This is a genomic window from Rhodopseudomonas sp. P1 (genome assembly GCF_039642825.1).
Taxonomy (GTDB): domain Bacteria; phylum Pseudomonadota; class Alphaproteobacteria; order Rhizobiales; family Xanthobacteraceae; genus Rhodopseudomonas; species Rhodopseudomonas palustris_H.
The window spans coordinates 1,013,674-1,040,668 of the sequence record NZ_CP088006.1 but is presented as its reverse complement, the minus strand read 5'-3'; the positions used below and the strand labels follow the sequence as shown (position 1 = coordinate 1,040,668).

Genomic DNA, 26,995 nt, shown 5'->3' with positions numbered 1-26,995 from the left:
AGGACACCAAAGCAGGATTTCGACGCCAATTTTACGCGGCCAGCATCTTATTCACTTCGCTGACCAATTCCCGCAGGTGCACCGGCTTGGCCAGAACCTTGGCGTTCTTCGGCGCGTCCGAATCGGAATTCAGCGCCACCGCGGCGAATCCGGTGATGAACATGATCTTGATGTCGGGATCGAGTTCGGAGGCGCGACGCGCCAGCTCGATTCCGTCCATCTCCGGCATCACGATGTCGGTCAGCAGCATTTCGAACGGCTCTTCGCGAAGCCGCTGGTAGGCCGACATGCCGTTGTCGAACGAGGAAACCTGGAAGCCGGCGTTTTCCAACGCCTTCACCAGGAAGCGGCGCATGTCGTTGTCGTCTTCGGCGAGGAGAATTTTGTGCATGGTGGCTGGAACTTCAAATCCGGGCGAGGAAAACCGATCGATCCAGTTAGACCGAAGTCTGGTAAATTTCGGGTGAAATTCCCGTCGCCCATCAAGTGAGGAAGCGAGGATAATCCTGCGCCCGATCGGGCTCTGAATCAACAAATCCGCAAGCGGGCACTTTTGTTCGGCGCCGGCGTTTCCGACACCGCTCTCTGGAATGATTTTGCTTGGCAGCGCCGGCCCGATTGCCGACAATACCTCTCACTAAATCACCAGATGCGCTGTCGCAGAGGCAGGAGACGGGCGGATTTGACGAGTGGCGGACGACGATGACCGAGTTCGACGGTGAGTTCTCCCCCGCCTTCGAGATCGCCGAACCGGCGGTCTGGCGCGCCCCGATCATTTTCAATTCGCCGCATTCCGGCTCGGTCTATCCGAATGCCTTCCTGAACGCCTCGCGGATCGATCTCGAAGCGCTGCAGCGCTCCGAAGATTCGTTCATGGACGAGCTGATCGGCCACCTGATCCACGACGGCTTTCCGGTGGTGCGTGTGCATTTCCCCCGCTCCTATATCGACGTCAATCGCGAGCCCTACGAGCTCGATCCGCGGATGTTCAACGGCCGGCTGCCGAGCTTTGCCAACACCCGCTCGATGCGGGTCGCCGGCGGGCTTGGCACGATCCCGCGCGTGGTCGGCGACGGTCAGGAGATCTACCACGAGCGCATCCATATCGACGACGCGCTCGGCCGGATCGAGACGCTGTACAAGCCGTATCATCGCGCACTGCGCCGGCTGATCAACCAGGCGCACCAGCAATTCGGCTCTGTGCTTCTGGTCGACTGCCATTCGATGCCGTCGGTCGGCATCTCGCGCGACGAGCCGAAGCGACCGGATGTGGTGATCGGCGACCGCTACGGTACCAGCTGCTCGCCGCTGATCGCCGCCGTGATCGAAGAGACGATGGCGGCGCGTGGCTATTCGACCGGCCGCAACAAGCCTTACGCGGGCGGCTTCATCACCGAGCATTACGGCAACCCGGCCACCGGACTGCACACCGTCCAGGTCGAGCTCAACCGGGCGATTTACATGGACGAACGGCTGCGGCTGCGCAGCGACCGCTTTGCCACCGTGGCAGAGGACTTCAGCCGCCTCGCCGAGAGGCTGTCCGAGATACCGCTGGACGATCTCCGCCCGTTTCAGGCGGCAGCGGAGTAGCTGGCTGACGGACCCAAGTGCCGTTTTGCAGGGTAGCCGCGTCAATCGGCGAATCGTGCTCCTAAATTCACGGGAACCGATTCAGCCGGAATTAACGTGGAACCCGCAATCTTCAGTTGTGACCCCCAAACCGCAGGCTATCCTGGGAGAACAACGTGAAGCGTCTTGTTCTGAAATTCTTGTCGGAAGAATCCGGCGCCACCGCCATTGAATACGGTCTGATCGCCGCCGGCATCTCGCTGGCGATCATCGCCGCAGTCACCGGGCTCGGTGACAAACTGAATTCCACTTTCACATCGGTGAAAGACGGACTCACCGGCGGCGGCTAGCAGACGGTCGATCGCGTCAGGACTGCACCTTTAAGAAGCCGGGCTCCACGGCTTCTCGACGGCGTTCTCACCTGCCGCTCTCCGACCTGATGCAGGCCGAGAGAGGTATTGTGCGGCCGAGAAGAGCCGACGAGCCCGCATCGCGGTGGCTGCTGGCGAAGCGCGAGCGGCCACCGATGAGCAGACAGAGCCGTTGGCGCTGCCGAGCCTCGATCCAAAGAAAAGACATCCAAAAAGAAAAAAGGGCCGCTTGCGATGGCAAGCGGCCCAAGTCTAGGGAGGAAACGCCCAAGGAGGGCAGCGATAGCGCGAGGCGCTACCGCACCGCAACAATATGCGACCGCGCCGCACAAAGCGCAAGTGTTTTCAGGCGATTTTCCATGCAAAAAACGCATGTCAGAACACCGTCCACGCCGCGGAACTGCTGAAATTATTTGAGACAGATCAATGAGATGAATGAGGTCGCGACCAAAGCCCGCACCGCATCCTCGGGCGATTCCGGGCGGTCTTGTCGCACCAGGTTCCCGCAGCGCCGCTAGCCGGTTCAAAGCTGTGAGTGCGGCTTATTGCCGACGATTCAGACTATGGACCGGGAGTCACCCGCCATAATAAAGGAGCAAGGGTTCGGCCGCTCCCGTCTACGATGGTGGCGCGGTTCCATGTCCCGCCCGCAATGCTCGCAAAGGATCGCTCCGTGACGGTCATCGATTTCGCCGCCTTTATCGGCCGCCTTGCGACCTCGTCGGGCGACACCATCCTGCCGTTCTTCCGCACCTCGCTGACGATCGACAACAAGCAGCCCGGCCGGGATTTCGATCCGGTGACCGAGGCCGATCGGGCCGCCGAGGCGGTGATGCGCAGGCTGATCAAGGCGAGCTTTCCCCAGCACGGCATCATCGGCGAAGAGTTCGGCAACGAGCGCGAAGACGCCGATTACGTCTGGGTGCTGGACCCGATCGACGGCACCAAATCCTTCATCGCCGGCTTTCCGGTGTGGGGCACGCTGATCGCGCTGCTGCACAAGGGCGCACCGGTGTTCGGCATGATGCATCAGCCTTTCATCGGCGAACGCTTCTCCGGCGACAATGGCTCGGCGACGTACAAAGGCCCGTCCGGCGAGCGCAAACTCGGCGTACGCCGCTGCGCCGCTATCAAGGACGCGGTGCTGTTCACCACCTCGCCGCTGCTGATGAACGACAGCGACCGCAGCATTTTCGAGAAGGTCCAGGCCGAGGCGCGACTGACCCGCTACGGCGGCGACTGCTATTCCTATTGCATGCTGGCCGCCGGGCAGCTCGACCTCGTGATCGAAACCGAGCTGAAGCCCTACGACGTCGCCGCGCTGATTCCCATCATCACCGGTGCCGGCGGCATCATCACCACCTGGGACGGCAAGCCGGCGCAGAATGGCGGCCGGATCGTCGCGGCGGGCGATAAGCGCGTGCACGAAGCTGCGATGAAGATCCTCAACGCCTGAACCACGCCTTAGCGGTCATCGCCGCAGCCCTTCGATCAGCGCCCGCAGTACAGCGAGGCAGCTCTCGCGGTCGCCTCCTTGCGCAATCTCCAGCGCGGCACGATCGAATGCCGCGCCAAGCAGCTTCGCGGCCGCCTCGACCGGAATCGGTGCGATCGCCTGCTGTTCGATCGCCGCCTCCAAGCCCTCCCGCAGCGTCCTAGCGCCGTGCCGCGCATCGATCGCGTCGGCCTCGGCGCGGCCGAGCACCGCGGGCGCCTCAATCAGCAATAGCCGCGTGCGGCCCGGCACGGCCATCGCGGCCAGATAGGCTTCCCCCCGGAGATCAAAGCCTCGAGCGGCGACCCGTCAGCAGCACCAGCCTCGACCTCCGTGGCCACGGCAGCGGATTCGGCCTCGACGACGGCCCGGAACAGCGCCTGTTTGTCGGCGAAGTGGTGATACAGCGCACCGCGCGTGACGCCCGCGGCCTCCACCAGATCCGGCGTGCTGGTCTCCGCATAGCCGCGGACCACGAATGCCTCGCGGGCCGCTGCGATCAGTGCCGCCTGGGTGGCACTGGACCGTTCGGGGTTGGTGCGTCGCTTCGCCGCCTTCATACATACAGCCTGCATGTTTTATACATACACACTGTATCTTTTTGTTGGCGAGGAGGAAAGCGATGCGATCGACCAGCTACTACCCGGTGATCATGACGTCGGATGTCGTTGCCTCGGCGGCGTTCTACTGCCGGCATTTCGGCTTCCGTCCGCTGTTCGAAGCCGACTGGTACGTGCACCTGCAGTCGGCCGAAGATCCTGCCGTCAATCTGGCGATCCTCGACGGCCAGCATGCGACGATTCCCGAAGCCGGCCGCGGCCAGGTGTCAGGCCTGATCCTGAATTTCGAAGTCGACGATCCGGACCGCGAATATGCCCGGCTGCAGCAGGCTGGGCTGCCGATCCTGCTGTCGCTGCGCGATGAAGATTTCGGCCAGCGCCATTTCATCACCGCCGATCCGAACGGCGTGCTGATCGACGTCATCAAACCGATTCCGCCGAGCGCGAACTACGCGGCGCAGTATGCAGGTGGCGCTACTGATGCACAGCCATGAGTGAAGTACGGGTTGTGTGAAGCTCGGCGAGTGTGCAATCTGCGGCCGTGTTCGATCCATTTCTCCTCATCATCGCTGCGGTCTTCGCGTTCGCCGGGTTCATCAAAGGCGTGATCGGTCTCGGTCTGCCGACGGTGTCGATCGGATTGCTCGCCGTCGCCATGCCGCCGGCCCAGGCGGTCGCCATTGTCATCGTGCCGGCGATCGTCACCAACATCTGGCAAACCTTCGCCGGCAGCTATCTGCGTGACATCCTGCGCCGGCTGTGGCCGCTGCTGCTCGGCACCGTGATCGGCATTCGTCTCGGCGCCGGGCTGATGACCGGCCCCTATGCCCGCTACGGGTCGCTGGTGCTCGGCGTGCTGCTGGTCGCTTATGGCATTCTCGGCCTCAGCAAGCGCAGCTTCCACGTCGCGCCGAACCGCGAGAAATGGATCGGCGGTCCGGTCGGACTGATCACCGGGGTGATCTCGGCGGCGACCGGCGTGCAGGTGATTCCCTCGATGCCGTATCTGCAGGCGATCGGGATGGAAAAGGACGAGCTGGTCCAGGCGCTCGGCGTATTCTTCACCACCGCGACGCTGGCGCTGGCCGTCAACCTCACCGACGCCGGGCTGCTGTCGACCGCCACCGCCCTGCCCGGCCTGATCGCGCTGGCGGCCGCGTTCGCCGGCATGTTCGGCGGCCAGGCGGTGCGCACCCGGATGCATCCAGACACATTCCGGCGCTGGTTCCTGATCGCCCTGATGGGGCTCGGCCTGTATCTCGCCGCCACCACCCTCGTGAAGCTCGTCGGCTAGCATCGCGTCCTCGGTCAGGCGCGCGCCAGCGCCACCCGGATGCCGAGCGCCACGAACAGCGCCCCGAGACCGCGATTGATCCATTGCAGCACCGAGCCGGAGCGTCGCAGCCGATCCGCTGCCCGCGCCGCGAAGGCCGCGAGCGCCAGGCAATACAGCGTGCCGTTGACCACGAAGATCAGCCCGAGCACCAGAAACGCCAGCGCCTTGTTCGGCGCATCGGCGGCGACGAATTGCGGCAGGAAGGCGAGAAAGAACAGCGCCACCTTGGGATTCAACACATTGGTGAGCATGCCCTGGCGAAACACCGAGCCCAGCGACAGCGCCGGGGCAGCGCCTGCGGTCGCGGTGAAATCGCTCGGCGTCGACAGCAGCATGCGTAATCCCAGCCAGATCAGATAGGCGGCGCCGACCCACTTGAGCACGCTGAACGCCAGCGTCGAGGCCATCAGGAGCGCCGACAGGCCCGCGGCCGCCGCTGCGACGTGGACCAGGCAGCCGGTGCCGACGCCGAGCGCCGCAGCCGCCCCGCCGCGCCAGCCGAACTGCAGACCTCGGCCGACGATGTAGGCGGTGTCCGGCCCAGGCGTGACATTGAGCAGCAGCCCGGAAGCGACGAACAGCCAGAAGTCGTGAATGCCGAGCATATCGGTCCCAGTCCCATGCGCGTTTCCCACCATCCTCCGGCGATCGCGCCGGCCGTCAAGGGCCACCGCCGCACGCGAAAACTCGGTACGGGCGCGGGCGGCCGGACGGCAAAAAGCCGCTTTGTTAAGCTGATGGAAACCATCACGGCGCCTCCTGCCCCGGGGGCCTCGCAACAGGTGGGATGCAATCGGCGATGACGGGACACAACCGGCTGGCAGCTGCCGCGCTCGCGGCATGGTTCGGCGGCGTGGCGCTTTCGGCCACGGCGGCGCAGGCGCAATCCGGCAATCCTCTGAACTTCCTCGACAGCATTTTCGGCAATCCGTCGCCGAGCCGTCCAGCCGCGCCCGGCGTGAGCGCGCCCTCCGGCGGCAGCTCCGCCGCACAGCCCTGGAGCGGAGAGGACGGGGCCTCCGGCCATCCGCTGATGACCGCCGCCGCAATCCGCGAGGCCGCGGCGAATTTTGACAATTGCGTCGCGGCGATGTGGCCGGACGCGTCGCGCCGCGGCATCTCGCGCGAGTCGTTCGAACGCTACACCGCGGGCCTGTCGCCCGACCTGCGGCTGATGGACCTGATGGATTCGCAGCCGGAGTTCACCAAGTCGATCTGGGATTATCTCGACATCCTGGTCAACGATACCCGCCTCGCCAGGGGCCGCGAAATCCTGGCGCAGTACAAGCCGCAGTTCGACGCGGTCGAGCGCGCCTATGGCGTCGACCGCTACATCATCGCGTCGATCTGGGGCATCGAGTCGAACTACTCGACCCAGATGGGCGATCGCTATGTGGTGAACTCGACCGCGACGCTGGCCTGCGTCGGCCGCCGCCAGGCGTACTTCAAGGACGAATTCCTCACCGCGCTCGAGATCCTGCATCGCGGCGACCTGCGGCCCGAGCAGCTGCGCGGCTCATGGGCCGGCGCGTTCGGCCCGACGCAATTTATGCCGACGGCGTTCAAGCGTTTCGCGGTCGACGCCGATGGCGACGGCCGCCGCGACGTGGTCGACAATCCCTACGATCTGATCGCCTCGACCGCCAATAACCTGAAGAAGGACGGCTGGCAGGCCGGCCAGACCTGGGGCTACGAGGTCGTGGTGCCGCGCGGCTTCAACTACATGCTGGCCGACCGCCGCCAGACCCAGACGCTGGCGCAGTGGGAGCAGATGGGCCTGCGCCGCGCCGGCGGCCAGCCGTTTCCACGCGCGAGCGAAAAGGCCTATCTGCTCGCCCCCGCCGGCGCCGCCGGACCCGGCTTCCTGATGCTCACCAATTTTCGGGTGATCATGAAGTACAACCCGGCCGAGGCCTATGCGCTGGCGATCGGCCATTTCGCCGACCGGCTGCGCGGCGGCGCCCCGTTCGTCCAGGACTGGCCACGCCAGGAGCGCGCCCTGTCCCGCACCGAAAAGCTGGAGTTGCAACAGCTCCTCGCCCAGCGCGGCTTCTACCGCGGCACTCCCGACGGCCAGTTCGGCTCCGAAACCCGCAGCGCACTGCGGAATTTTCAGGCTTCGATCGGAGCACCGGCGGATGGATTTGCGACGGGGGAGATGTTGGAGAGGTTGAGAGGGCGCTAAGTTCAGCGCGTCCCTCGAAGGCCACGTCTGACGAGTGATTACTGCTGCGGGCTCGGCGTTGGTGCGGCACCGGTTGTTGTGCCTGCTCCTCCCGCTGTCTGCGGCGTGGCGCCAGTTGCGGTCACGCGCCACACGGTGTTGCCGACATCGTCGGCGATCAGCAGGGCGCCGGATTTGTCGATGGCGACGCCGACCGGGCGGCCGCGGGCTTTGCCGCTTGGGTCGAGAAAGCCGGTGACGACATCTTCGGCCTTGCCGTTCGGCTTGCCGCCGTCGAACGGCACATACACCACCTTGTAACCGTTGAAGTGCTGCCGGTCCCACGAGCCGTGCTCGCCGACGAAGGCGCCGCCGCGATATTTCGCCGGCAGGCTGGTGCCGGTGGCGAACGCCATGCCGAGCGGGGCGACGTGTGAGCTGAGCGCATAATCCGGCACGATCGCCTTGGCCACCAGATCCGGCCGCGGCGGCTGCACCCGCGGGTCGACGTGCTGGCCGTAGTAACTGTACGGCCAGCCATAGAAGCCGCCGTCCTTCACCGAGGTCATGTAGTCCGGCACCAGATTGGGGCCGAGCTCGTCGCGCTCGTTGACGACCGTCCATAACGCGCCGGTTTGCGGCTCGATGCTGAGGCCGTTGGGATTGCGCAAACCCGTGGCGAACAGCCGCCATCGCCCGGAAGCGCGGTCGACCTCCCAGATCGCGGCGCGGTTCTTCTCCGCCTCGAGGCCGTTCTCGGTGATGTTGCTGTTGGAGCCGACGCCGACATACAGCAGCGCGCCGTCGCGGCTCGCGACCAGGCTCTTGGTCCAGTGATGATCGATCGGGCCGCCGGGCAGCGGCGTCAGCACTGTGCCGGGCTCGCTGATCTGCGTGTCGCCGGGATGGTAGGTGTAGTGCATGATCGCGTCGGTGTTGGCGACATAGAGGTCGTTACCGACCAGCTCCACGCCGAACGGCGAATTGAGATGGTCGAGGAAGGTGCTGCGCACCTCGGGGACGCCGTCGCCATTGGCGTCACGCAGCAGCGTGATGCGATTGCTCGGCTCGTTGGCACCGCTGCCGCCCGAGGTGACGAAGGACTCGACCCATCCCATCACCAGATCCTTCGGCCGCTTGATCGGCTCGCCGGGCGGCTTCTTCGATTCCACCACCAGCACATCGCCGTTCGGCAGCACGTAGAGCTCGCGCGGATGCTGCAGGCCGGTGGCGAGCGCGGCGACCTTGAGGCCTTCCGGCGCGCTCGGCGTCTCGCCATCCTTCCATCCGACCACCGGTGCCAACTTCATCGGTGGAAACAGATATTGCTGCGGCTCGGGCAGATTCGGATTCGGCCCGATCTGGCTGGAGACGTCGAAATGATCGTCGCCGCCGCAGCTGGCGAGCGTGAGCAGCGACGCACAGGCGACGAGCATAGCGGCGCGCTTGAACATGACGGTGCTCATCCGGCGCCTCCGACACGATAGCGATACACCAGCGCCCACCCCATCCAGCCGGTGACCAGCAAGACCATCACCGTCAGCACCGACAGCGTCAGCCCCCACGGCACCACCGAGGTCCAGGCATCGTGGGTGTGCACCAGCATGTTGAGGGTGGCGAGCAGCAGCACCACGAGATTGCCGATGCCGTGAATCCACGCTGCTGTGAGATTGCGGATGGCGCGGCGCGCGAGCAGATCGACGGCGCCGAAGATCGCCGCCAGCCAGCCGATCACCACGCCGGCGCTCACCAGCCAGGCTGAGAAATTCGACCAGGTGATCTCGGCGGTCTTCCAATAGGCGATGTCGGTGAGCAGCGCTCCGACGAAGCAGGCGATCGGGATAGGCACCAGCATCGGATGGATCGGATGCGCGCCGATCCGCGCCGTCGATGCCAGTCGGAGTGAGTTTGCAGGGCCTGAGTTCGCGGGGAATGCGTCGTGCGCCATGGCGAGAATCCGCTACCGTCTTCCTGACAGGTGCGAACACCGGCGGTGCCGCGATGTTCCTGACGACGGCGGAGTGAGCAGGCCCGTTCACGGCATTGTTTGCGGCAGACGCGCAGGCCGAAGACCGGCGCCCAGCTTGACACCCGGCAGCGCGCCGCCCATCCTCCGCGGCATGATCTGCCGTGCCGCTGCTTTGAAATCGAAAGCCCGCGCTCCTTCAGGGGCCGGTAGCTTGCGCGCGCGATAGATCAATCTCGCCTTCACGCATGCACCCAACCCCGCCGGTTTCGACGGGGTTTTTTGTTGCAAGCTCCGCCTCCGGCCCGACCTCTCAGGAGACCGAAGATGGAGACGCCCCTGGACGCGACAGCCGAACAGCCGCGCGGGCTGTGGCTGCCGCTGATCACGCCGTTTCGGGACGGCGCGCTCGACGCCGCATCGCTGCGCCGGCTGATCACCCACTACGCGCGGGCACCGCTCGACGGGCTGATCCTCGGCGCCACCACCGGCGAAGGGCTGACACTGGACGAGACGGAGCTCGAACGCCTGGTGATGCTGACCGCCGACGCGCTGGCGGCGGGCGGCCGCAGGCTTCCGGTGTATCTCGGGCTGTCCGGCAGCGACACGCGCAAGCTGGTGAAGACCCTGGCGCGGACTGCGCGCTGGCCGACCGACGGCGTGCTGATCGCCTGCCCGTATTACACCCGCCCCTCGCAGCAGGGACTGGTGCTGCATTTCGAAGCCGCGGCCGACGCCACCGCGCGGCCGATCCTGATCTACAACATTCCGTATCGCACCGGCGTCAATCTGCAGAACGAGGCGATGCTGCGGCTCGCCGAGCGCGCCAACATCGTCGGCGTCAAGGATTGCTGCGCCGATCCTGCGCAGACCGCCGAGCTGCTGCGGCTGCGGCCGCCGGGCTTTGCGGTGCTCACCGGTGAGGATGCGCTGGCATTCGATGCCTTAAGCCGCGGCTGCGACGGCGCGATCCTGGCCTCGGCGCATCTGGAGACCGAAGCGTTCGCCGCGATGATGCTTCGGCTGCAGGCCGGCGATCGGCTCGGCGGAGCGACCGAATGGCAACGCCTCGCCGACCTGCCGAAGCTGCTGTTCGCCGAGCCGTCCCCGGCGCCGGTGAAACATGCGCTGTGGCGGCGGGGGCTGATCGACAGCCCGGAGGTGCGGCTGCCGATGACACCGGTGTCGCCCGCGCTCGCCGCCGCCCTCGATGCGCGGTTCCTGCCCGGCCGATCCGCGGCTTAGACGGTCCGATGCGGCCCGGCCGAAGCCCTTGACGGGCGCGGCCGGGACCGCCTTATGGAGCCGGCGAAAGCTGCCCGGTTGCGGCCCGAATCCGCTAGTATAGGGATCAGCTTCCGTTCTTCCGGTGGCGATTGCGCAAGATCCGCATGTCCGACAAGCCGAGATCCTTCTTTGGCGTCTTTACCGAGCGCGGCCCGCTGGGCGCGCTCGCGGTCGCCGGCGTGCTGCTGTTCGGCATCGTCGGGCCGGCCTCGGCGCAGTTCTTCGATTTCGGCGGCCCGCCGCCCGCCCGCCAGCAGCGTGGCGGCGGCGGTGGCGGCGGATTCGGCTGGTTCGGCAACGACGTGTTCCAGCCGTTCCATCAGAACCAGCCGCAGCGCCGTGCCGCCCCGCGCGAGGACTATTCCAAGGCGCCCGCGCCCGAGAAGCGCGAGACGATCCCGGATCGGACCGTGCTGGTGCTCGGCGACTCGATGGCGGACTGGCTCGGCTACGGCCTGGAGCAGGCTTACGCCGAGCAGCCCGAAATGGGCGTGGTTCGCAAGTTCAAGACCATCTCGGGCCTGCTCCGCTACGCGCCGAAGGGTGAGCCGTCGGATTGGGTCGCCGCCGCCAAAGAGGTGATCGCCCAGGAGAACCCGGACGCGATCGTGGTGATGCTCGGCCTGTCGGACCGGATTGCGATCCGCGAACAGGCGACTCCCGAGAAGGACAAGAAGAAGGACGACAAGGCCGCCGCCAAGCCCGGCGAGGAGGCCAAGCCGGACGCTAAAACGGACAACAAGACAGATAACAAAACCGACGCGAAGCCCGACGGCAAAACCGACGCCAAGCCGGACGACAAGGCTGCCGACAACGCCGCGGCGGATGACGATGAGGACGACGACGACTCGCTGCGGATCATGAACGAAAAGGGCAAGCGCGCCGCAGGCGGCGTCGCCCAGTTCCGCGAGGATCGCTGGTCGGAGCTTTATGCCAAGAAGATCGAGGACCTGATCAACGTCCTCAAAGCCAAGAACGTCCCGATCCTGTGGGTCGGCCTGCCCGCGGTGCGCGGCACCAAGGCGACCTCGGACATGCAGTTCTTGAACGCGCTGTATCGCGACGGCGCCGCCAAGGCCGGCATCACCTATGTGGACGTCTGGGACGGCTTCGTCGACGAAGGCGGCCGCTACGTGTTGCAGGGCCCGGACTTCGAGGGCCAGATCCGCCGGCTGCGCTCGTATGACGGCGTGTATTTCACCAAGGCCGGCGCCCGCAAGCTGGCGCATTACGCCGAGCGCGAGATCGCCCGCCTGCTGGCAGCGCGCAGCGGCCCGATCGCCCTGCCGACCGAACCGGCCGCGCCCGATACGGCCGCCAAGCCCCCGGCTGGTCCCGCGCCGCGCCCGGCCGCCGGTCCGATCCTGCCGCTGGTCGCTTCCTCAGTGTCGACCGACCGCCTGCTCGGCGGCCCGGGCACCGCGCCGGCGCCGGTCGATGCGCTGGTTGCGCGCACGCTGGTGAAGGGCGAGCCGCTGTCGGCGCCCGCCGGCCGCGCCGACGACGATGTCTGGCCGCGCCGGGAAGTGTCGATTGAAAAGGCCCAGGAGCCGCCGCCGCCGAAGGAACAGCCGAAGCCGGAGACGCCGGTGGCAAGCGCCAAGCCCAGCGGCGGCGCGCCGAGCGCTTCGGCGGGATCGCAGCCGCAGCAGCAACAACAGCAGCGCCGTGTCGCCCGCTCCGCGCCGCCGCCCCCGCCGCCGACCGCATCCGGTTTCTTCGGCTTCGGCGGTCCGCCGCAGCAGCAAGGCCGACGCGCCCCGCCGCCGAGCGCGTCGGGCTTCTTCTCGATCTTCCGCTGAGGCGCACGCCCCTCCTGTGGTCATTCCGGGCCGCGCTGCGCCTGTCCCGGAATGACGACTGGTTAGTTCGCAGGATGGGTTTCGCTGCGCTCAACCCATCCTACGAGCTCCGTTACAAAATCAGCCCGCCGTCGACCACCAGCGTCTGGCCGAGCACATAGGCCGACAGCGGCGACGCCAGAAACAGCGCGGCGCCAGCCATGTCTTCGGGCGTGCCGAGGCGCTTCATCGGAATGCCTTCGATCGCGCCGGCGAGCCGCTTCGGGTTGTCGGTGGTGACCTTGGTCATCTTGGTATCGACCAGACCCGGCGCGATGCCGTTGACGCGAATGCCGTCCTCGGCCCATGCCTGCGCCAGCGTCCGGGTCAGGCCGTAAGCGCCGGTCTTCGACGCGTTGTAGGCCGGGTTGCCCTTGGTGGCGTGGAACGCCGCGGTCGACGACACGATGATCAGCTTGCCGGACGCCGCTTTGAGCTGCGGGTGGAATTTCGCCGCGCAGGCCATCAGGCTCATCAGGTTGACTTCCATCACGTGGCGGAAGCCATCCATCTCGAACTCACCGCGGCGATAGATCACCGCGCCCTGCGCCAGCACCAGAATGTCCAGCCGCTCGATCGGCGGCGCAAATGCGTCGACCGCCTGCGCCTTGCCGACGTCGAGCTGCACGTAAGTCAGTCCGTCGAAATGGCTGCCGTCTTCAGCCGAGTAGTCCGACGGCGCCGCGCGCGTGCCGGTGACGCAGACCTTGGCGCCGCGGGTGCGAAACGCCTGCGCGATGCCGTTGCCGATGCCGCTCGAACCGCCGACCACCAGCACCTGCTGGCCACTGAAATCGAGATCGTTCACGCGCGTCCTCCTGTTTGTTGTTGTTCGTCGTCTGCGCGACGTTTGACCTGTGTGTCGATCGATGCCAGCCTTGTCAATCGGAAGGCACGCGCGCCGCGCGCCCGCACATTCCGCAACAAGAAACAACCGGAGGAAACCGATGTCGTACAAGCCGCTCAGCCGTTCCGTCAAAGGCCTGCGCGTTCTCGTCACAGGCGCCGCGAGCGGCATGGGCCGCGCCACCGCGCACGTGTTCGCCGACGAAGGCGCACGCGTCGCCGTCACCGATGTCACCCTCGCCGGCGCGCAGCCGGTCGCCGACGCCATCAAGGCGCGCGGCGGCGATGCGACCGCGTTTGCGCTCGATGTCGGCGACGCGCAGGCGATCAAGAGCGGCGTCGAGCACATCGCGCAATCACTCGGTGGGCTCGACATCGTCATCAACAATGCCGGCATCTCGGCGGCGCTGCCGATCGATGATACGAACTACGATGCGGTGTGGGAGCGCGCGCTCAACATTCTGCTCACCGCGCATCCGCGTGTGATCCGCGCCGCGCTGCCGTATTTGCGCAAGTCGCAATCCCCGCGTATCGTCAACATCGCCTCGACCGAAGCGCTCGGCGCCACCGCAACTCACAGCCCGTATTCGGCAGCAAAAGCCGGCGTCACCGGACTGACGCGCTCGCTCGCAGTCGAGCTCGGCCCAGAAGGCATCACCGTGAACTGCATCTGCCCTGGCCCGATCACCACCGGCATGACCGACCGCATCAGCGCCGACCACAAGCAGAAATACGCCCGCCGCCGCACCGCTTTGCACCGCTACGGCGACCCGGAAGAAGTCGCCCACATGACGCTGAGCCTGTGCCTGCCCGCCGCATCGTTCATCACCGGCGCGGTGATCCCGGTCGACGGTGGTTTGATGGCGCGGAATGCGTGAGGATCACATGATCCTCACGTTTGTCATTCCGGGGCGCGCGAAGCGCGAACCCGGAATCCATACGCCGCAGCATCAGTGATGCGGCAAAGACGTAGTAACGGGTGCCTCCACGTAACCGCGAACACAGGGGCTATGGATTCCGGGTTCACGCAGCTTCGCTGCGCGCCCCGGAATGACTCGTGGATAGTTTGTACCTGATAGCGCCGCCCCATCCTCAGCCGTCATCCCCGCGCAGGCGGGGATCGAGTATTCACGAGCGGTCACATCAGGGCACGCCATCACAGCAACGCTCTGCAACCAGATCGCCCGATCACGTCGGGCGATGCCGCAGCCGCGCGGCGTAAGCGCACGGCCTCATCCCATTCTCCGTTCCACACTGTCAAACAGCCACGGCCAATCGCTCTCGCGGCTCGATGAGCCCGAGTTCTGCGCCCGTCGCTATCGCAGCGAGGGGCTGGGGCGCGCCGTGCGGCGCTAAGGGTGGATCTTGTCGCGAGGGCTTGCGATCCCTCGCGCAACGCCTCACGGCGCGCCCACCGCGGCGATCTTTGGGCCGAAGGACCGTTCTTCCGGGACACAGCGAGCTTGCGGGCTTTCCCCGGCCTCCACTGTACCCGTCCAGCCTCTGAAGCGGCGGCCGCTCGTAGTAGCGGCGGACGGTGACCCTCGGCCTCCCGGGCCACGTGGCTGCGAACCACGCAACGCAGGACGCCGCCCCTCTCCCCGCCTCAAGACGCCTCCGGAGGCGCCCCTCGATGGGAGAGGGTAATCGGAATATAATCCTGTATCAGCGCTTGTCAATCTGGAAAGTGAGGCAGCTATCAGAAATGAAGATTGGAAATAAGATCAAGCGAACTGATAATCCGCCAAGCCGTTCTTAGGGACGGCGCTAATGTTAGGGTCAGACCGATACCGTACAAGAGAGACACGCCGCCCCGAGTAAGACTGTGCGCCACATCGAGAGCTCGGTAGTACTCGTTCAAGATACCTAGTTTAACCGCCTCCGAGTCAACGCTGCCGAGTTCACCTGCGACAAAGTCCCGAGTCGAACTGTGCTTCAAAATACGGTCTGAAACGGCGTGATACGCAAGAAGATCAGAGGTGGTAGCAACGCCTCGGACAGCCAACGTGAACGCCTCGGCCGAATCGAAGCGCTTGATGTGCGGGTGACACACCAACTGATAAATGAAGGAAGCGACACCGATGAACATTAGTCCAAAATAAAGCTGATAAAGATTAGCTAGATTGAGCGCCACCACACAAGCCTTGTCAGCACAGGAAGGAAGCACGTCCGCAACCAACTTAAGAGCATCAACCAATTTGTCGTTGAACAGGATCATATAGCCAACGAACGGCATGACGACTGCCAAACGGGCGGGCAGCGAATTTCCAATAACTCGCAATGACGACCACTTTGGGAACAATTACTTAACCTCTCAATGAATCGATAACGTCCTGAATGTCTTGCGGCTGCAACGCCCATCGATAAGCTGGATGTATCTCCCAATCATATCCAAACTCAACAATCTCGCTGGCCAAGAATCTACTCTCGTCGAAGTATTTTCGATCGATCTTTCCTGCGAGATCCTCTTTCCTTGCCGTTATGAAGTCAATTTTATAAAGAAACTGAATAAGACTTCTCGGCGTAACATAACGACCATTGGTAAATCTCAAAGATACGTGCCCCATTATCTCCTGCAATTTCACACTGAGCTGATCCGTTGTAAATTGATAACTTTCCGCAGTCCTTCGCTGCTTCTTCGTCGGCCTCATATGCAACAACAGCTTCTCGATTTCAGGCAACTCGCTACGAAATTCGTTGATTACGTCCTGCAATCGATCTTGCGAATAGGCTTGAAAACTACTCTCCAAATCTTCCGAGCTAATTATCTGGTGGTTCTTGGCATGAGCCTTTTTCGCCGCCCCCTGGAATAGCTTCACCAGATCTCTTGGCCGCGCCCGAGTTAGCGACGTGAGGATCACGTGGATCGGGCGCTTGCTCCAATGTCCTAGCCCGCGAAACGTTGGATCAATAACCTTAGAAAGGACAGTCTGGGAGATTTGGGATTGTTGAATTTTGGCCAGATCCTCGTTTGAAGGAGTTCCTCCGAAGAATGTCTCGATACGTTTTGCTGCCAGTCGCAGAATTTCATCGTTATTCCACCGAAGCCATATTACGTTGCGCTCAATTTTGTCGGTGGACTCATCGGACGTACGAACGAGGAAATAGACGTCGCTCCTTAAACCTATACGGAATCGAATCCTTCTATCGATGCCCGCAATGTCTCTCATTGCGTTCAGGAGCGCAGAAATGTTGCTTATGTCCTTCTGCTGAGCAGCCCAACCGCGATCAATATCATCGATATACAGATTTATCGCGGCGGCCCGATATCCCCGCCGCTCCCCCTCTTCCAGAGTCTTCCCTAAAAGCTTGACAAGAGATTGAGTCGAGCCGGCCGCGATCTTCGTACGATTTTCTTCAGGAGATTGACCAAACACCTGCTCTACAGTAGCGGTCGTGAGAAAGATTAATATCTCTCTTTTCCATGCCTCAATTCGACCGGAAAATTCCGTCGCTGCTGATACGCGATCTTTTATTGGACTCAGATCGCTTGATTGTATCCAGATTGAAGGATGCTTCTTCTCGCAATCATCTAGATAAGCACGACGCAGCAGCGCACTCTTACCAACGCCTTTATGCCCAACCAGGATGCGTATCGGAAGATTTGCTACAAGAGAATCGTACGCCCGATTGAAATAGAAATAAGCGAGAAACCTCGCGGGCTCCTCGTTCTCTGCATCGTCAGCACCGAATAGTACTTCGATCGTTTGATCATCAAAGTTGGGCATGCAATCGCCTCAGAATTCGAATCACTAACAGTACCTTTTTATGAAATGATGCCGGTTGCAAGCGGCGAAGACAACTTAGAGTTGGACCGAGTTTGCATTTGCGATGTAGCCGCACAGAGGCTACCCGCCCCACATTGAGCGCGTGGGGGACGAAGCTTGACTACGGCAAGACTGACTGAAAGACGACTATTGATTGAGACGCTTTACCAAACTCTGCTTGGCCGAAGTTACACCCAAAGCTGGGGGCGCCCTCTACCCCCGCAGCGGCGTCGAGTTCGACGAAGCATGATAATGGGATTCGCTGCGCTCAACCCATCGTACAAGACTGCGTTATTGCCTCGCTTGACCTGGCAATCCATCCTTCGAGACGCCCCGGCTACGCTCTTCGAGCTTCGCCGCGGCTCCTCAGGATGAGGCCGTGCTCTTGGTATTGGTTGCGCGTTACGCGCGCGATGGATGCGCGGGTCGAGCCCGCGCATGACGCCTGTGTGAGTGACCGTCTGTAGGATGGGTTGAGCAACGCGAAACCCATCGCTGCGCGGCGAGGCGGTGATGGGTTTCGCTGCGCTCAACCCGTCCTACAGCGCTGCTGATAGCAAAGAGATTCCGGGCTAGCGACCTAGCGGTCGCGCCCGGAATGACTCGGGGTGGGCTGAGGTCACAACTCGACGTCAACGCCAGACGTCACTTATCACCCGCCACGCTCTCCCGCTCCTTCATGGATGGAGTGACCGGTTCGCGGCACGTGAGGTCGAATGGCCGGAGTCGCCAGCGCATCGAGCACGGTCTGCATCACGCCGTCGAAGTATCGATCGATGTCGGAATCCCAAAAATGCAGCACACGGAAGCCTTGACGGCGCAGGACAACACCGCGCTGCCGATCAGCGGTGAAATACGCCGGCATGGCGTGCTGATCGCCATCGGCTTCGATGATCAACCTGGCGGACAAGCAGACGAAGTCGACCACATAGCAACCGATCGGCGCCTTCCGCCGGAAGTGATAGCCGCGCGGCTTGAGCCCGCGCAGCCCAGCCCACAGCCGCGTTTCCTGCGGCGTGAGACGCTTGCGAAGTCCACGTGCGGTGGCACTGGCCACGGCTGATCCTCTCGCTCGGCTGCAAGAGCTTCGATCCGCGTGGGTGCGCCGTCAACCAGGACGGGTAGTAGGCGGGTAAGATTCGCGTTTTGGATGCGGGTGCCGCGAACCCGGCGGGCCGGCTACCCGCTTCGTGAAGCGGGAGCATGGAGGCAGAAGCTGCGGCTGGGCGGCAGCTCGTTGCACCCACCACCGTCATTGCCGGGCTCGACCCGGCAATCCATCACTCTTCTCGTACGTAATGTTGATCGCGCGCTAATGCGCGCGATGTATGCGCGGGCCTTCGCCGCGCCGAAGCGGGTACGGCCGCGCAGGCGGGTCGAGCCCGCGCATGACGCCTGTGTGAGTGATCGTCTGTAGGATGGGTTGAGCGACGCGAAACCCATCGCTGCGCGGCGAGGCTGTGATGGGTTTCGCTGCGCTCAACCCATCCTACGGCGCCGCTTACCGCGGCAGCGTCGTGCTACCCATCAGGAACCGGTCGATCGCCTGGGCACAGAGGCGGCCTTCGCGGATCGCCCACACCACCAGCGACTGGCCGCGGCGCATGTCGCCGGCGGCGAACACCTTGTCGACCGAAGTGGTGAAGTGCGACAGGTCGGCGGCGACGTTGCCGCGCGGGTCGAGCGCGACGCCGAGCTGGGTCAGCAGGCCTTCCTTGACCGGCGAGACGAAGCCCATCGCCAGCAGCACGAGGTCGGCTTCGAGCACGAATTCGGTGCCGGGGATCGGCTGGAACTTGGCGTCGACGCGGACGCAGTTCAGCTTCTTGACGACGCCGCCCTCGCCTTCGAACGACTGCGTCATCACGGCGAATTCGCGCTGCGCGCCTTCGGCCTGGCTCGACGAGGTGCGCATCTTCATCGGCCAGTTCGGCCAAGTCAGCGCCTTGTTCTCTCGCTCCGGCGGCGCCGGCATGATTTCGATCTGGGTCACCGACTTGGCGCCCTGACGGATCGAGGTGCCGATGCAGTCCGAACCGGTGTCGCCGCCGCCGATCACCACCACGTTCTTGCCGGCGGCGAGGATGTCGGTGCCGTTCACGGCTTCGCCGGAAACGCGGCGGTTCTGCTGGGTGAGGAAGTCCATCGCGAAATGGATGCCGCCGAGCTCGCGGCCCGGGATCGGCAGATCGCGCGGCGCTTCGGCACCGCCGGTCAGCGCGACGGCATCGTACTGCTTGAGCAGCTCGGCCGGATCGACCGCGCCCGGAGCGCTGCCGCCGACCGGCGCGCCGTAGTGGAAGGTGACGCCTTCGGCTTCCATCTGAGCGACGCGGCGGTCGATCAGAGTCTTCTCCATCTTGAAGTCCGGGATGCCGTAGCGGAGCAGGCCGCCGGCCTTGGCGAACTTCTCATAGACGTGGACGTCGTGTCCGGCGCGCGCCAGCTGCTGGGCGCAAGCAAGGCCCGCCGGGCCGGCGCCGACGATCGCGACGCTCTGGCCGGTCTTGACCGCGGCGATCTCCGGCTTGACCCAGCCGTTGTCGAACGCGGTGTCGACGATCGCGCATTCGATCGTCTTGATGGTGACCGGGTTGTCATCGATGTTCAGCGTGCACGACGCTTCGCACGGCGCCGGGCAGATCCGGCCGGTGAATTCCGGGAAGTTATTGGTCGAGTGCAGGGTGCGCGCGGCTTCCTGCCAATAGCCGTTGTAAACCAGGTCGTTCCAGTCGGGGATCTGGTTGTTGACCGGGCAGCCCGTCGCGCCGGGCTGCGGCGAACCGGTGCCGTGGCAATACGGGATGCCGCAGTTCATGCAGCGGGCGGCCTGGTCGCGCAGGTCTTTCTCGCTGAGCGGAACCACGAACTCGCTGTAGTTCTTCACCCGTTCGGCGACCGGCGCATACGCGCGATCGTGCCGCTCGATTTCCAGAAACCCCGTGACCTTGCCCATCGAACTCTGACGCCTCGAATTCTTGTCTTCGACTTTGTGTCTTGGCACGCACTCTCCGTCATTGCGAGGAGCGAAGCCACGAAGCAATCCAGCTCAACGCAAGGAGCTTCTGGATTGCTTCGCTTCGCTCGCAATGACGAGGAAGCGCTGGTGTAACTACGCCCCGATCGCGATCTTCGGCTCCTCGGCGGCGCGGGCTTTCATCTCGCGCAGCGCGCGGCGATACTCGACCGGCATCACCTTGCGGAATTTCGGCAAGTAGCTCTTCCAGTTCGCCAGGATGTCCTGGGCGCGCTTGGAGCCGGTGTACTTGGCGTGGCGCGAGATCAGCACGTGCAGCCGCTCGACGTCGGCGCCGAGCAGATCGGCGAACACGTCGACCTTGCCGTGCGCTTCGAGATCGCCGGCCTGATGGAACGCACCGGCGTTGATCATCTCTTCCGACAGCACCGGCTCAAGCTCGACCATCGCCATGTTGCAGGTCTTGGCGAAGCTGCCGTCCTCGTCCAGCACGTAGGCGACGCCGCCCGACATGCCGGCCGCGAAGTTACGGCCAGTCTTGCCGAGCACCACCACGATGCCGCCGGTCATGTATTCGCAGCAATGATCGCCGGCACCTTCGACCACCGCGACCGCGCCCGAGTTACGAACCGCGAAGCGTTCGCCGGCGATACCATGGAAGTAGCACTCGCCCTCGATCGCACCGTACATCACGGTGTTGCCGACGATGATCGACTCTTCCGGCACGATGCCGGAGATCGCGGGCGGGCGAACGATGATCTTGCCGCCCGACAGGCCCTTGCCGACGTAGTCGTTGCCTTCGCCTTCGAGATCGAAGGTGATGCCGCGCGCCAGCCAGGCGCCGAACGCCTGACCCGCAGTGCCCTTGAGGTGCACCTGGATGGTGTCGGCCGGCAGGCCGGCGTGGCCGTAATGCTTGGCGACGGTGCCGGACAGCATCGCGCCGGCCGAGCGGTCGGTGTTGTTGATCTCGATCTCGAACTTCACCGGTGCGCCGCGGTCGATTGCCGGCTGCGACTTGGCGATCAGCTTGCGGTCGAGCACGCTGTCGAGATGATGATCCTGGCCTTCCGAATGGAAGATCGTCTGGCCCTTGTCCGCCTTCTGCTTGAAGAACAGCTTGGAGAAGTCGAGGCCCTTGGCCTTCCAGTGCGCCACCAGAGCGGCCTGGTCCAGCATCTGCGACTGGCCGACCATTTCATTGAAGGTGCGGTAACCGAGGCTCGCCATCAGCTCGCGAACTTCTTCGGCGACGAAGAAGAAGTAGTTGATGACGTGCTCGGGCTGGCCGGTGAAGCGCTTGCGCAGCACCGGGTCCTGGGTGGCGACGCCGACCGGGCAGGTGTTGAGGTGGCACTTGCGCATCATGATGCAGCCGGCCGCGATCAGCGGCGCGGTGGCGAAGCCGAACTCGTCGGCGCCGAGCAGCGCGCCGATCACCACGTCACGGCCGGTGCGGAAGCCGCCGTCGACCTGGACGGCGATGCGCGACCGCAGCCGTTCGCGCACCAGGGTCTGGTGGGTTTCGGCGAGGCCGATTTCCCACGGCGAACCGGCGTGCTTGATCGAGGTCAGCGGCGAAGCGCCGGTGCCGCCTTCGAAGCCCGAGATGGTGACGTGGTCGGCGCGCGCCTTGGCGACGCCCGCCGCGACGGTGCCGACGCCGATCTCCGACACCAGCTTCACCGAGATCGCGCTCGACGGATTGACGTTCTTCAGATCGTAGATCAGCTGCGCCAGATCTTCGATCGAGTAGATGTCGTGGTGCGGCGGCGGCGAGATCAGGCCGACGCCGGGGGTCGAGTGGCGCACCGCCGCGATGGTGGCGTCGACCTTGTGGCCGGGCAACTGACCGCCTTCGCCGGGCTTGGCACCCTGCGCCATCTTGATTTGGATCATGTCCGAATTGGCGAGGTATTCGGTCGTGACACCGAACCGGCCCGAGGCGACCTGCTTGATCGCCGAACGCATCGAGTCGCCGTTCGCCATCGGCTTGAAGCGATCCGGCTCCTCGCCGCCCTCACCGGTGTTCGACTTGCCGCCGATCCGGTTCATGGCGATCGCCAGCGTGGTGTGCGCCTCGCGCGAGATCGAGCCGAAGCTCATCGCGCCGGTCGAGAACCGCTTGACGATCTCGGCGGCCGACTCGACTTCGGCGAGCGGCACCGGCTTGCGGCCTTCGGCCTCCGCGCCCTTGATCTTGAACAGGCCGCGCAGCGTCAGCAGCCGCTCCTGCTGCTCGTTGAGCAGCTTGGCGAACGCGCGGTAGCGCTCCTGCGAGTTGCCGCGCACCGCGTGCTGCAGGGTCGCGACCGAATCCGCGGTCCAGGCGTGGTCCTCGCCGCGGGTGCGGAAGGCATATTCGCCGCCGACGTCGAGCGCGGTCTTGTACACCAGCGCGTCACCGAACGCGTCGCGATGCCGGCGCACGGTCTCTTCGGCGATTTCGGCGAGGCCAACGCCTTCGATCTGCGAGTGGGTGCCGGCGAAGTACTTGGCGATGAAGTCGTGACGCAGGCCGACGGCATCGAAGATCTGGGCGCCGCAATACGACTGATAGGTCGAGATGCCCATCTTCGACATGACCTTGAGCAGGCCCTTGCCGATCGACTTGATGTAGCGCTTGACGATTTCCTTGTCTTCGAGCTTGGCCGGCAGCCGGTCCTTCAGCGCGATGATGGTCTCGAACGCCAGATACGGGTTGATGGCTTCGGCGCCGAAACCGGCCAGGCAGGCGAAGTGATGCACTTCGCGCGGCTCGCCCGACTCGATCACCAGGCCCACCGAGGTGCGCAGACCGACGCGGATCAGGTGATGATGCACCGAGGCGCAGGCGAGCAGCGCCGGGATCGGAATCCGATCGGTACCGGCGGCGCGGTCGCTGAGGATGATGATGTTGACGCCGTCACGCACCGCAGACTCGGCGCGGCCGTTGAGGTCGTCGAGCACCTGCTCCATGCCGGCAGCGCCGAGCGCGGAGTGGAAGGTGGTGTCGAGGGTGCGCGACTTGAAGTGCGGATCGCCGATCTCGGAGATCGAACGGATCTTCTCGAGGTCGCCGTCGGTCAGGATCGGCTGACGCACTTCCAGGCGCTTGGTGCCGGCGAGACCTTCGGTGTCGAACAGGTTCGGCCGCGGGCCGATGATCGACACCAGGCTCATCACCAGCTCCTCGCGGATCGGATCGATCGGCGGGTTGGTGACCTGGGCGAAGTTCTGCTTGAAGTAGGTGTAGAGCAGCTTCGGCTTGTCCGAGAGCGCCGACAGCGGGGTGTCGTTGCCCATCGAGCCGTTGGCTTCTTCGCCGGTCGACGCCATCGGCGTCAGCAGGATCGAGATGTCTTCCTGGGTGTAGCCGAACGCCTGCTGCCGATCGAGCAGCGGCAGGTTGGAGCGCTGGCCCTTGACCGGCGCGTCCTTCAGCTCTTCCAGCACGATCTGGGTGCGATGCAGCCAGTCGGCATAGGGCTGGCTGGCGGCGAGCTGCGCCTTGATCTCTTCGTCCGGGATCAGGCGGCCCTGCTCGAGGTCGACCAGCAGCATCTTGCCGGGCTGCAGCCGCCACTTGGTGACGATCTGGTCCTCCGGAATCTTCAGCACGCCCATTTCGGACGCCATCACGATGCGGTCGTCCTTGGTGACGAGATAGCGCGCCGGGCGCAGACCGTTACGGTCGAGCGTCGCGCCGATCTGGCGGCCATCGGTGAAGGCGAGCGCGGCCGGACCGTCCCACGGCTCCATCAGAGCGGCGTGATATTCGTAGAAAGCGCGGCGCTTCTCGTCCATCAGCGGGTTGCCGGCCCACGCTTCCGGAATCATCATCATTACGGCATGCGTCAGCGAGTAGCCGCCGCGCACCAGGAATTCGAGCGCGTTGTCGAAGCAGGCGGTGTCGCTCTGGCCTTCGTAAGAGATCGGCCACAGCCGGCTGATGTCTTCGCCGTACAGCTCCGAATGCACCGACGCCTGACGCGCCGCCATCCAGTTGACGTTGCCGCGCAGGGTGTTGATCTCGCCGTTATGCGCGACCATGCGGTACGGATGCGCCAGCGACCAGGTCGGGAAGGTGTTGGTCGAGAACCGCTGATGCACCAGCGCCAGCGCGCTGGCGAAATCGTCTTCGTGCAGGTCCGGATAGTACTTGCCGAGCTGGTCGGCCAGGAACATGCCCTTGTAGATCACGGTGCGGCACGACAGCGACACCGGATAGTAGCCGGCGAGCGCGCGCTCGCGACGCTGATAGATCGCGTTCGAGATCGACTTGCGCAGGATGTAGAGCTTGCGCTCGAAATCGTCTTCGGAGGTGATCGCGGTGCCGCGGCCGATGAACACCTGCATGTTGGCAGGCTCGGTCGGCTTCACGGTCTCGCCGAGCGAGGAGTTGTCGGTCGGCACGTCGCGCCAGCCGAGGAAGGTCAGGCCTTCGGCCTTGATGCGATCCTCGATGATGCTCTTGATCACCTTCCGCCACGAAGTCTCGCGCGGCATGAACAGCGCGCCGACGGCGTATTCGCCCGGCGCCGGCAGCGAGAAGCCGAGTTCGGTAGCCTTGCGGCTGAAGAAGGCGTGCGGGATCTGCACCAGGATGCCGGCGCCGTCACCGGCGCGCGGATCGGCGCCGACGGCGCCGCGGTGCTCGAGGTTGCACAGGATGCGCAGCGCGTCGCAGACGATCTGATGCGACTTGACGCCCTTGATGTTGGCGATGAAGCCGACGCCACAGGCGTCCTTTTCGCGCGACAGGTCGTACAGACCTTCGGCCGGCGGACGCCAGGTGTGCTCAGGACCGGTGGTTTTGACAGCCGAGTCCGCCGTCAGCGCATTGGCAACCATAATTTCGCGCTCGCACTCAGACCCGCTCATCTTCGTCCTCTTCATCCCGGGAGGGGATACACTATCCAGCATCGGCGCACTTCGAACGCTCGCGGCACCCTCCGGGCCACCGCTCGCGCTCTGCGAGCCACGATTTGCGTATTCAGACCCCGGTGTCCATATCGCCCAACGGACAATCAGGTGCCGCGCGCGACGTCAATCGTCTCGCGTGACGCTGCAAACCCCGTGCCGGGCTACCACCGTAAATGAGACAGCGATGCTGTCCTAGCACGACTTTGCCAAATTTTTGTCTAGCACACAAGCGCGCCCACGTCCCCCATTCGATGGTGGCTCCGGCGCGTTTCGGCTTTGGTTTTGCAGCAGCGACGCGATCGCAGCTGCCGCGGATTCACGCCAAATGCGCCGCGTTTGGGCCAAGCCCAGGCCAAATTCCCCGGCGAGGCTCCCGCCCGCACCAGAACGGGGCGGGCGCTGCAGGGAGCATGAAGCTATGAAATTCAAGGGGTGGGTAATGTCGGCGGGTCTTGCCGCGACCGCCGCGACCACGGCGATGGCCGATCCGCTACCGGCCGGCGGCGCCGCGCGGCCGCCCGTCACCCGGGTGTCGGACCTTCAGGGCTCGTATGCGGCGATGCCGCCGCCGCCCCGGCGCGATCTGCGCCGCGCGGCCCCGCTGGCCGAGGTGCTGGAGGTGCTGTCACCGGACGAGGTCACCCGCGCGGCCCGCGCCGAGGGCTTCTCGCCGCTCGGCTATCCGCGCCAGCGCGGCGTGGTCTACACCATGGCGGCGATCAATCCGGACGGTGACGATGGTCGCCTGGTGATCGACGCCCGCACCGGCCGTCTGGTCCGCTTCATGCCGGCCTGGCAGATGGGCGACCGCATGGAAGAGGTGACGGTCGCCAGTTACGGCCGGATCCAGGGACTGCCCCGGTTCGTCGAGACCAATCCGCCGCGGCCGCCGAAGCCGGTCGCCCGCGTCGCCAACCGCAATGCCGCCACGCCGATCCCACGCCCGGCGCCACAGCACCCCGCCGGCGACAAAGCCGCCAAGGCCGCAGGCGACGCCGCCGCCAAGGACGGCTCCAAGCCGATGCTCGATCAGGCCAGGCAGGACGCCGGCAAGGACACCAAACAGGACACCGCAGCGGTGCAGAGCCCGGCCAGCGCCGTGCCATCCGCCGCAGGCCCCTCGCCGGTGCGAGCCAAGCCCTCCTCCTCGGCGACGATCCGCCCGACCGAAGCAATGCCGCCGGTGCAGGGGCTGGAGTAGCCGCTCGATCGGCTTTTCAGACGAGTTGTGCCCTCGCTTACAGACCGCAACAGTCTTCCAACAGCAAAGCGCCCCGGCTGCCCGGGGCGCCTGCTTGGCTAGGGGTCTATGCAGCGAAAGAAAGTTCGCAAGCCGGCGGCGCGTTACGCGGCCGCCTTCTCGCTGTTGTCGGTGACCACTTGCGGGCCGGCCTGCGCATTGATGCTGATCGGAATGCTGCGCGGCTTTTTCGCCTCGGGAATCTCGCGCACGAGGTCAACGTGCAGCAGACCGTTTTCGAGGCTGGCGTTCTTTACCGTGACGTAGTCGGCGAGCTGGAAGGCCCGCTCGAAGGCGCGCGCGGCGATGCCGCGATACAGCACTTCGGCCTTGCCGGCCTCTTCACCGGTCTTCTCGCCCTTGATGGTCAGCGTGTTCTCCTTGCTGACGATCGACAGCTCGGACGGAGAGAACCCGGCGACCGCGACGGTGATGCGATAAGCATTCTCACCGGTGCGCTCGATGTTATAGGGCGGATAGCCAGGGGCGGCCGCATCCGCAGAGGTCTGGTCGAGCAGATTGAACAGACGGTCGAAGCCGATGGTCGAACGATAGAACGGGGTGAGATCGAAGCTACGCATGGTCAAAGTCCTCCTAGAAGCGACTATGTGATGACCCGCCCGCCATCGGGCCGGGCCTTGTCCGTGCAGCCGGGGAAGTCAGTTCCTGAC

At 64.6% G+C, this 26,995-nt stretch carries 21 protein-coding genes and 1 pseudogene; 10 read left to right on the top strand and 12 right to left on the bottom strand.

What is annotated here, in order from left to right; all coding sequences use genetic code 11:
• Positions 1-31: 31 nt before the first annotated feature.
• On the bottom strand, positions 32-391 hold the full coding sequence (gene cpdR, locus LRC39_RS04800) for a cell cycle two-component system response regulator CpdR (RefSeq protein WP_011156442.1): 360 nt from the start codon (positions 389-391) through the stop codon (positions 32-34).
• A 311-nt stretch (positions 392-702) separates the two neighbouring features.
• On the opposite strand from cpdR, the gene LRC39_RS04795 reads away from it, so the two are divergent.
• The 3 genes from LRC39_RS04795 to hisN all read left to right on the top strand — a co-directional run bounded on the left by LRC39_RS04795 (position 703) and on the right by hisN (position 3,396).
• The gene (locus tag LRC39_RS04795; RefSeq protein WP_107343062.1) at positions 703-1,590 is read left to right on the top strand and encodes an N-formylglutamate amidohydrolase; all 888 of its coding nucleotides are present in this window, start codon (positions 703-705) and stop codon (positions 1,588-1,590) included.
• Positions 1,591-1,745: 155 nt separating this feature from the next.
• Positions 1,746-1,919, top strand: a complete 174-nt coding sequence (locus LRC39_RS04790; protein WP_107343061.1) for a Flp family type IVb pilin — start codon at positions 1,746-1,748, stop codon at positions 1,917-1,919.
• 694 nt (positions 1,920-2,613) lie between these two features.
• Complete coding sequence (hisN, locus tag LRC39_RS04785; protein ID WP_346296505.1) at positions 2,614-3,396, top strand: histidinol-phosphatase; 783 nt, start codon at positions 2,614-2,616, stop codon at positions 3,394-3,396.
• Positions 3,397-3,411: 15 nt separating this feature from the next.
• Here hisN and LRC39_RS04780 read toward each other — a convergent pair.
• Positions 3,412-3,995: pseudogene (locus LRC39_RS04780) on the bottom strand (TetR/AcrR family transcriptional regulator).
• A 62-nt stretch (positions 3,996-4,057) separates the two neighbouring features.
• Here LRC39_RS04780 and LRC39_RS04775 point away from each other — a divergent pair.
• Positions 4,058-4,489: a VOC family protein gene (locus tag LRC39_RS04775; protein ID WP_346296504.1), complete on the top strand. Its 432-nt coding sequence runs from the start codon at positions 4,058-4,060 to the stop codon at positions 4,487-4,489.
• 32 nt (positions 4,490-4,521) lie between these two features.
• Positions 4,522-5,289, top strand: a complete 768-nt coding sequence (locus tag LRC39_RS04770) for a sulfite exporter TauE/SafE family protein (protein WP_107343058.1) — start codon at positions 4,522-4,524, stop codon at positions 5,287-5,289.
• A 14-nt stretch (positions 5,290-5,303) separates the two neighbouring features.
• On the opposite strand, the gene LRC39_RS04765 is transcribed toward LRC39_RS04770, so the two are convergent.
• On the bottom strand, positions 5,304-5,936 hold the full coding sequence (locus LRC39_RS04765) for a LysE family translocator (RefSeq protein ID WP_346296503.1): 633 nt from the start codon (positions 5,934-5,936) through the stop codon (positions 5,304-5,306).
• Between the two features lie 194 nt (positions 5,937-6,130).
• Here LRC39_RS04765 and LRC39_RS04760 point away from each other — a divergent pair, with 194 nt between their 5' ends.
• Positions 6,131-7,516 carry a lytic murein transglycosylase gene (locus LRC39_RS04760; protein WP_346296502.1) on the top strand — a complete coding sequence of 462 codons (1,386 nt, stop codon included), beginning with the start codon at positions 6,131-6,133 and terminating at the stop codon, positions 7,514-7,516.
• 38 nt (positions 7,517-7,554) lie between these two features.
• Here LRC39_RS04760 and LRC39_RS04755 read toward each other — a convergent pair whose 3' ends face one another.
• Positions 7,555-8,961 carry a PQQ-dependent sugar dehydrogenase gene (locus tag LRC39_RS04755; protein WP_346296501.1) on the bottom strand — a complete coding sequence of 469 codons (1,407 nt, stop codon included), beginning with the start codon at positions 8,959-8,961 and terminating at the stop codon, positions 7,555-7,557.
• Positions 8,958-9,350: a DUF2231 domain-containing protein gene (locus LRC39_RS04750; RefSeq protein WP_264054350.1), complete on the bottom strand. Its 393-nt coding sequence runs from the start codon at positions 9,348-9,350 to the stop codon at positions 8,958-8,960. The genes LRC39_RS04755 and LRC39_RS04750 overlap by 4 nt, the downstream gene beginning before the upstream one ends.
• 438 nt (positions 9,351-9,788) lie before the next feature.
• On the opposite strand from LRC39_RS04750, the gene dapA reads away from it, so the two are divergent.
• Positions 9,789-10,706 carry a 4-hydroxy-tetrahydrodipicolinate synthase gene (gene dapA / locus LRC39_RS04745; protein WP_346296499.1) on the top strand — a complete coding sequence of 306 codons (918 nt, stop codon included), beginning with the start codon at positions 9,789-9,791 and terminating at the stop codon, positions 10,704-10,706.
• A 146-nt stretch (positions 10,707-10,852) separates the two neighbouring features.
• Positions 10,853-12,550 (top strand): SGNH/GDSL hydrolase family protein, encoded by a 1,698-nt coding sequence (locus LRC39_RS04740; protein ID WP_346296498.1) that lies wholly within the window; start codon positions 10,853-10,855, stop codon positions 12,548-12,550.
• Between the two features lie 112 nt (positions 12,551-12,662).
• Here LRC39_RS04740 and LRC39_RS04735 read toward each other — a convergent pair whose 3' ends face one another.
• Positions 12,663-13,397, bottom strand: a complete 735-nt coding sequence (locus tag LRC39_RS04735; protein WP_107354328.1) for an SDR family NAD(P)-dependent oxidoreductase — start codon at positions 13,395-13,397, stop codon at positions 12,663-12,665.
• A 139-nt stretch (positions 13,398-13,536) separates the two neighbouring features.
• On the opposite strand from LRC39_RS04735, the gene LRC39_RS04730 reads away from it, so the two are divergent.
• Complete coding sequence (locus LRC39_RS04730) at positions 13,537-14,313, top strand: SDR family NAD(P)-dependent oxidoreductase (RefSeq protein ID WP_346296497.1); 777 nt, start codon at positions 13,537-13,539, stop codon at positions 14,311-14,313.
• A gap of 821 nt (positions 14,314-15,134) precedes the next feature.
• On the opposite strand, the gene LRC39_RS04725 is transcribed toward LRC39_RS04730, so the two are convergent.
• The 5 genes from LRC39_RS04725 to gltB form a co-directional block, all read right to left on the bottom strand.
• Positions 15,135-15,671 (bottom strand): hypothetical protein, encoded by a 537-nt coding sequence (locus LRC39_RS04725; RefSeq protein WP_119019229.1) that lies wholly within the window; start codon positions 15,669-15,671, stop codon positions 15,135-15,137.
• Positions 15,672-15,741: 70 nt separating this feature from the next.
• Positions 15,742-17,163, bottom strand: a complete 1,422-nt coding sequence (locus tag LRC39_RS04720; protein WP_119019228.1) for a P-loop ATPase, Sll1717 family — start codon at positions 17,161-17,163, stop codon at positions 15,742-15,744.
• Positions 17,164-17,854: 691 nt separating this feature from the next.
• Positions 17,855-18,259, bottom strand: a complete 405-nt coding sequence (locus tag LRC39_RS04715; protein WP_164639137.1) for a DUF559 domain-containing protein — start codon at positions 18,257-18,259, stop codon at positions 17,855-17,857.
• Between the two features lie 444 nt (positions 18,260-18,703).
• Entirely contained in the window at positions 18,704-20,158 is a 1,455-nt protein-coding gene (locus tag LRC39_RS04710) for a glutamate synthase subunit beta (RefSeq protein WP_264054345.1), read from the bottom strand.
• A gap of 156 nt (positions 20,159-20,314) precedes the next feature.
• The gene (gene gltB, locus LRC39_RS04705) at positions 20,315-25,042 is read right to left on the bottom strand and encodes a glutamate synthase large subunit (protein ID WP_346296496.1); all 4,728 of its coding nucleotides are present in this window, start codon (positions 25,040-25,042) and stop codon (positions 20,315-20,317) included.
• A 460-nt stretch (positions 25,043-25,502) separates the two neighbouring features.
• Between gltB and LRC39_RS04700 the strand changes: the two genes are divergently transcribed.
• Entirely contained in the window at positions 25,503-26,285 is a 783-nt protein-coding gene (locus tag LRC39_RS04700) for a hypothetical protein (protein ID WP_346296495.1), read from the top strand.
• A gap of 143 nt (positions 26,286-26,428) precedes the next feature.
• Here the strand turns inward: LRC39_RS04700 and LRC39_RS04695 are convergent, their stop codons facing one another.
• Positions 26,429-26,905 carry an Hsp20 family protein gene (locus tag LRC39_RS04695; protein ID WP_107343047.1) on the bottom strand — a complete coding sequence of 159 codons (477 nt, stop codon included), beginning with the start codon at positions 26,903-26,905 and terminating at the stop codon, positions 26,429-26,431.
• Positions 26,906-26,995 lie beyond the last annotated feature (90 nt).

Coding starts and splice junctions, on each gene's coding strand:
- LRC39_RS04730 (WP_346296497.1), top strand. CDS start 13,537: ATGTCGTACAAGCCGCTCAGCCGTTCCGTCAAAGGCCTGCGCGTTCTC.
- LRC39_RS04760 (WP_346296502.1), top strand. CDS start 6,131: ATGACGGGACACAACCGGCTGGCAGCTGCCGCGCTCGCGGCATGGTTC.
- gltB (WP_346296496.1), bottom strand. CDS start 25,042: ATGAGCGGGTCTGAGTGCGAGCGCGAAATTATGGTTGCCAATGCGCTG.
- LRC39_RS04795 (WP_107343062.1), top strand. CDS start 703: ATGACCGAGTTCGACGGTGAGTTCTCCCCCGCCTTCGAGATCGCCGAA.
- LRC39_RS04765 (WP_346296503.1), bottom strand. CDS start 5,936: ATGCTCGGCATTCACGACTTCTGGCTGTTCGTCGCTTCCGGGCTGCTG.
- LRC39_RS04725 (WP_119019229.1), bottom strand. CDS start 15,671: ATGCCGTTCGTTGGCTATATGATCCTGTTCAACGACAAATTGGTTGAT.
- LRC39_RS04710 (WP_264054345.1), bottom strand. CDS start 20,158: ATGGGCAAGGTCACGGGGTTTCTGGAAATCGAGCGGCACGATCGCGCG.
- LRC39_RS04755 (WP_346296501.1), bottom strand. CDS start 8,961: ATGAGCACCGTCATGTTCAAGCGCGCCGCTATGCTCGTCGCCTGTGCG.
- dapA (WP_346296499.1), top strand. CDS start 9,789: ATGGAGACGCCCCTGGACGCGACAGCCGAACAGCCGCGCGGGCTGTGG.
- LRC39_RS04720 (WP_119019228.1), bottom strand. CDS start 17,163: ATGCCCAACTTTGATGATCAAACGATCGAAGTACTATTCGGTGCTGAC.
- cpdR (WP_011156442.1), bottom strand. CDS start 391: ATGCACAAAATTCTCCTCGCCGAAGACGACAACGACATGCGCCGCTTC.
- LRC39_RS04695 (WP_107343047.1), bottom strand. CDS start 26,905: ATGCGTAGCTTCGATCTCACCCCGTTCTATCGTTCGACCATCGGCTTC.
- LRC39_RS04700 (WP_346296495.1), top strand. CDS start 25,503: ATGAAATTCAAGGGGTGGGTAATGTCGGCGGGTCTTGCCGCGACCGCC.
- LRC39_RS04750 (WP_264054350.1), bottom strand. CDS start 9,350: ATGCTGGTGCCTATCCCGATCGCCTGCTTCGTCGGAGCGCTGCTCACC.
- LRC39_RS04775 (WP_346296504.1), top strand. CDS start 4,058: ATGCGATCGACCAGCTACTACCCGGTGATCATGACGTCGGATGTCGTT.
- LRC39_RS04740 (WP_346296498.1), top strand. CDS start 10,853: ATGTCCGACAAGCCGAGATCCTTCTTTGGCGTCTTTACCGAGCGCGGC.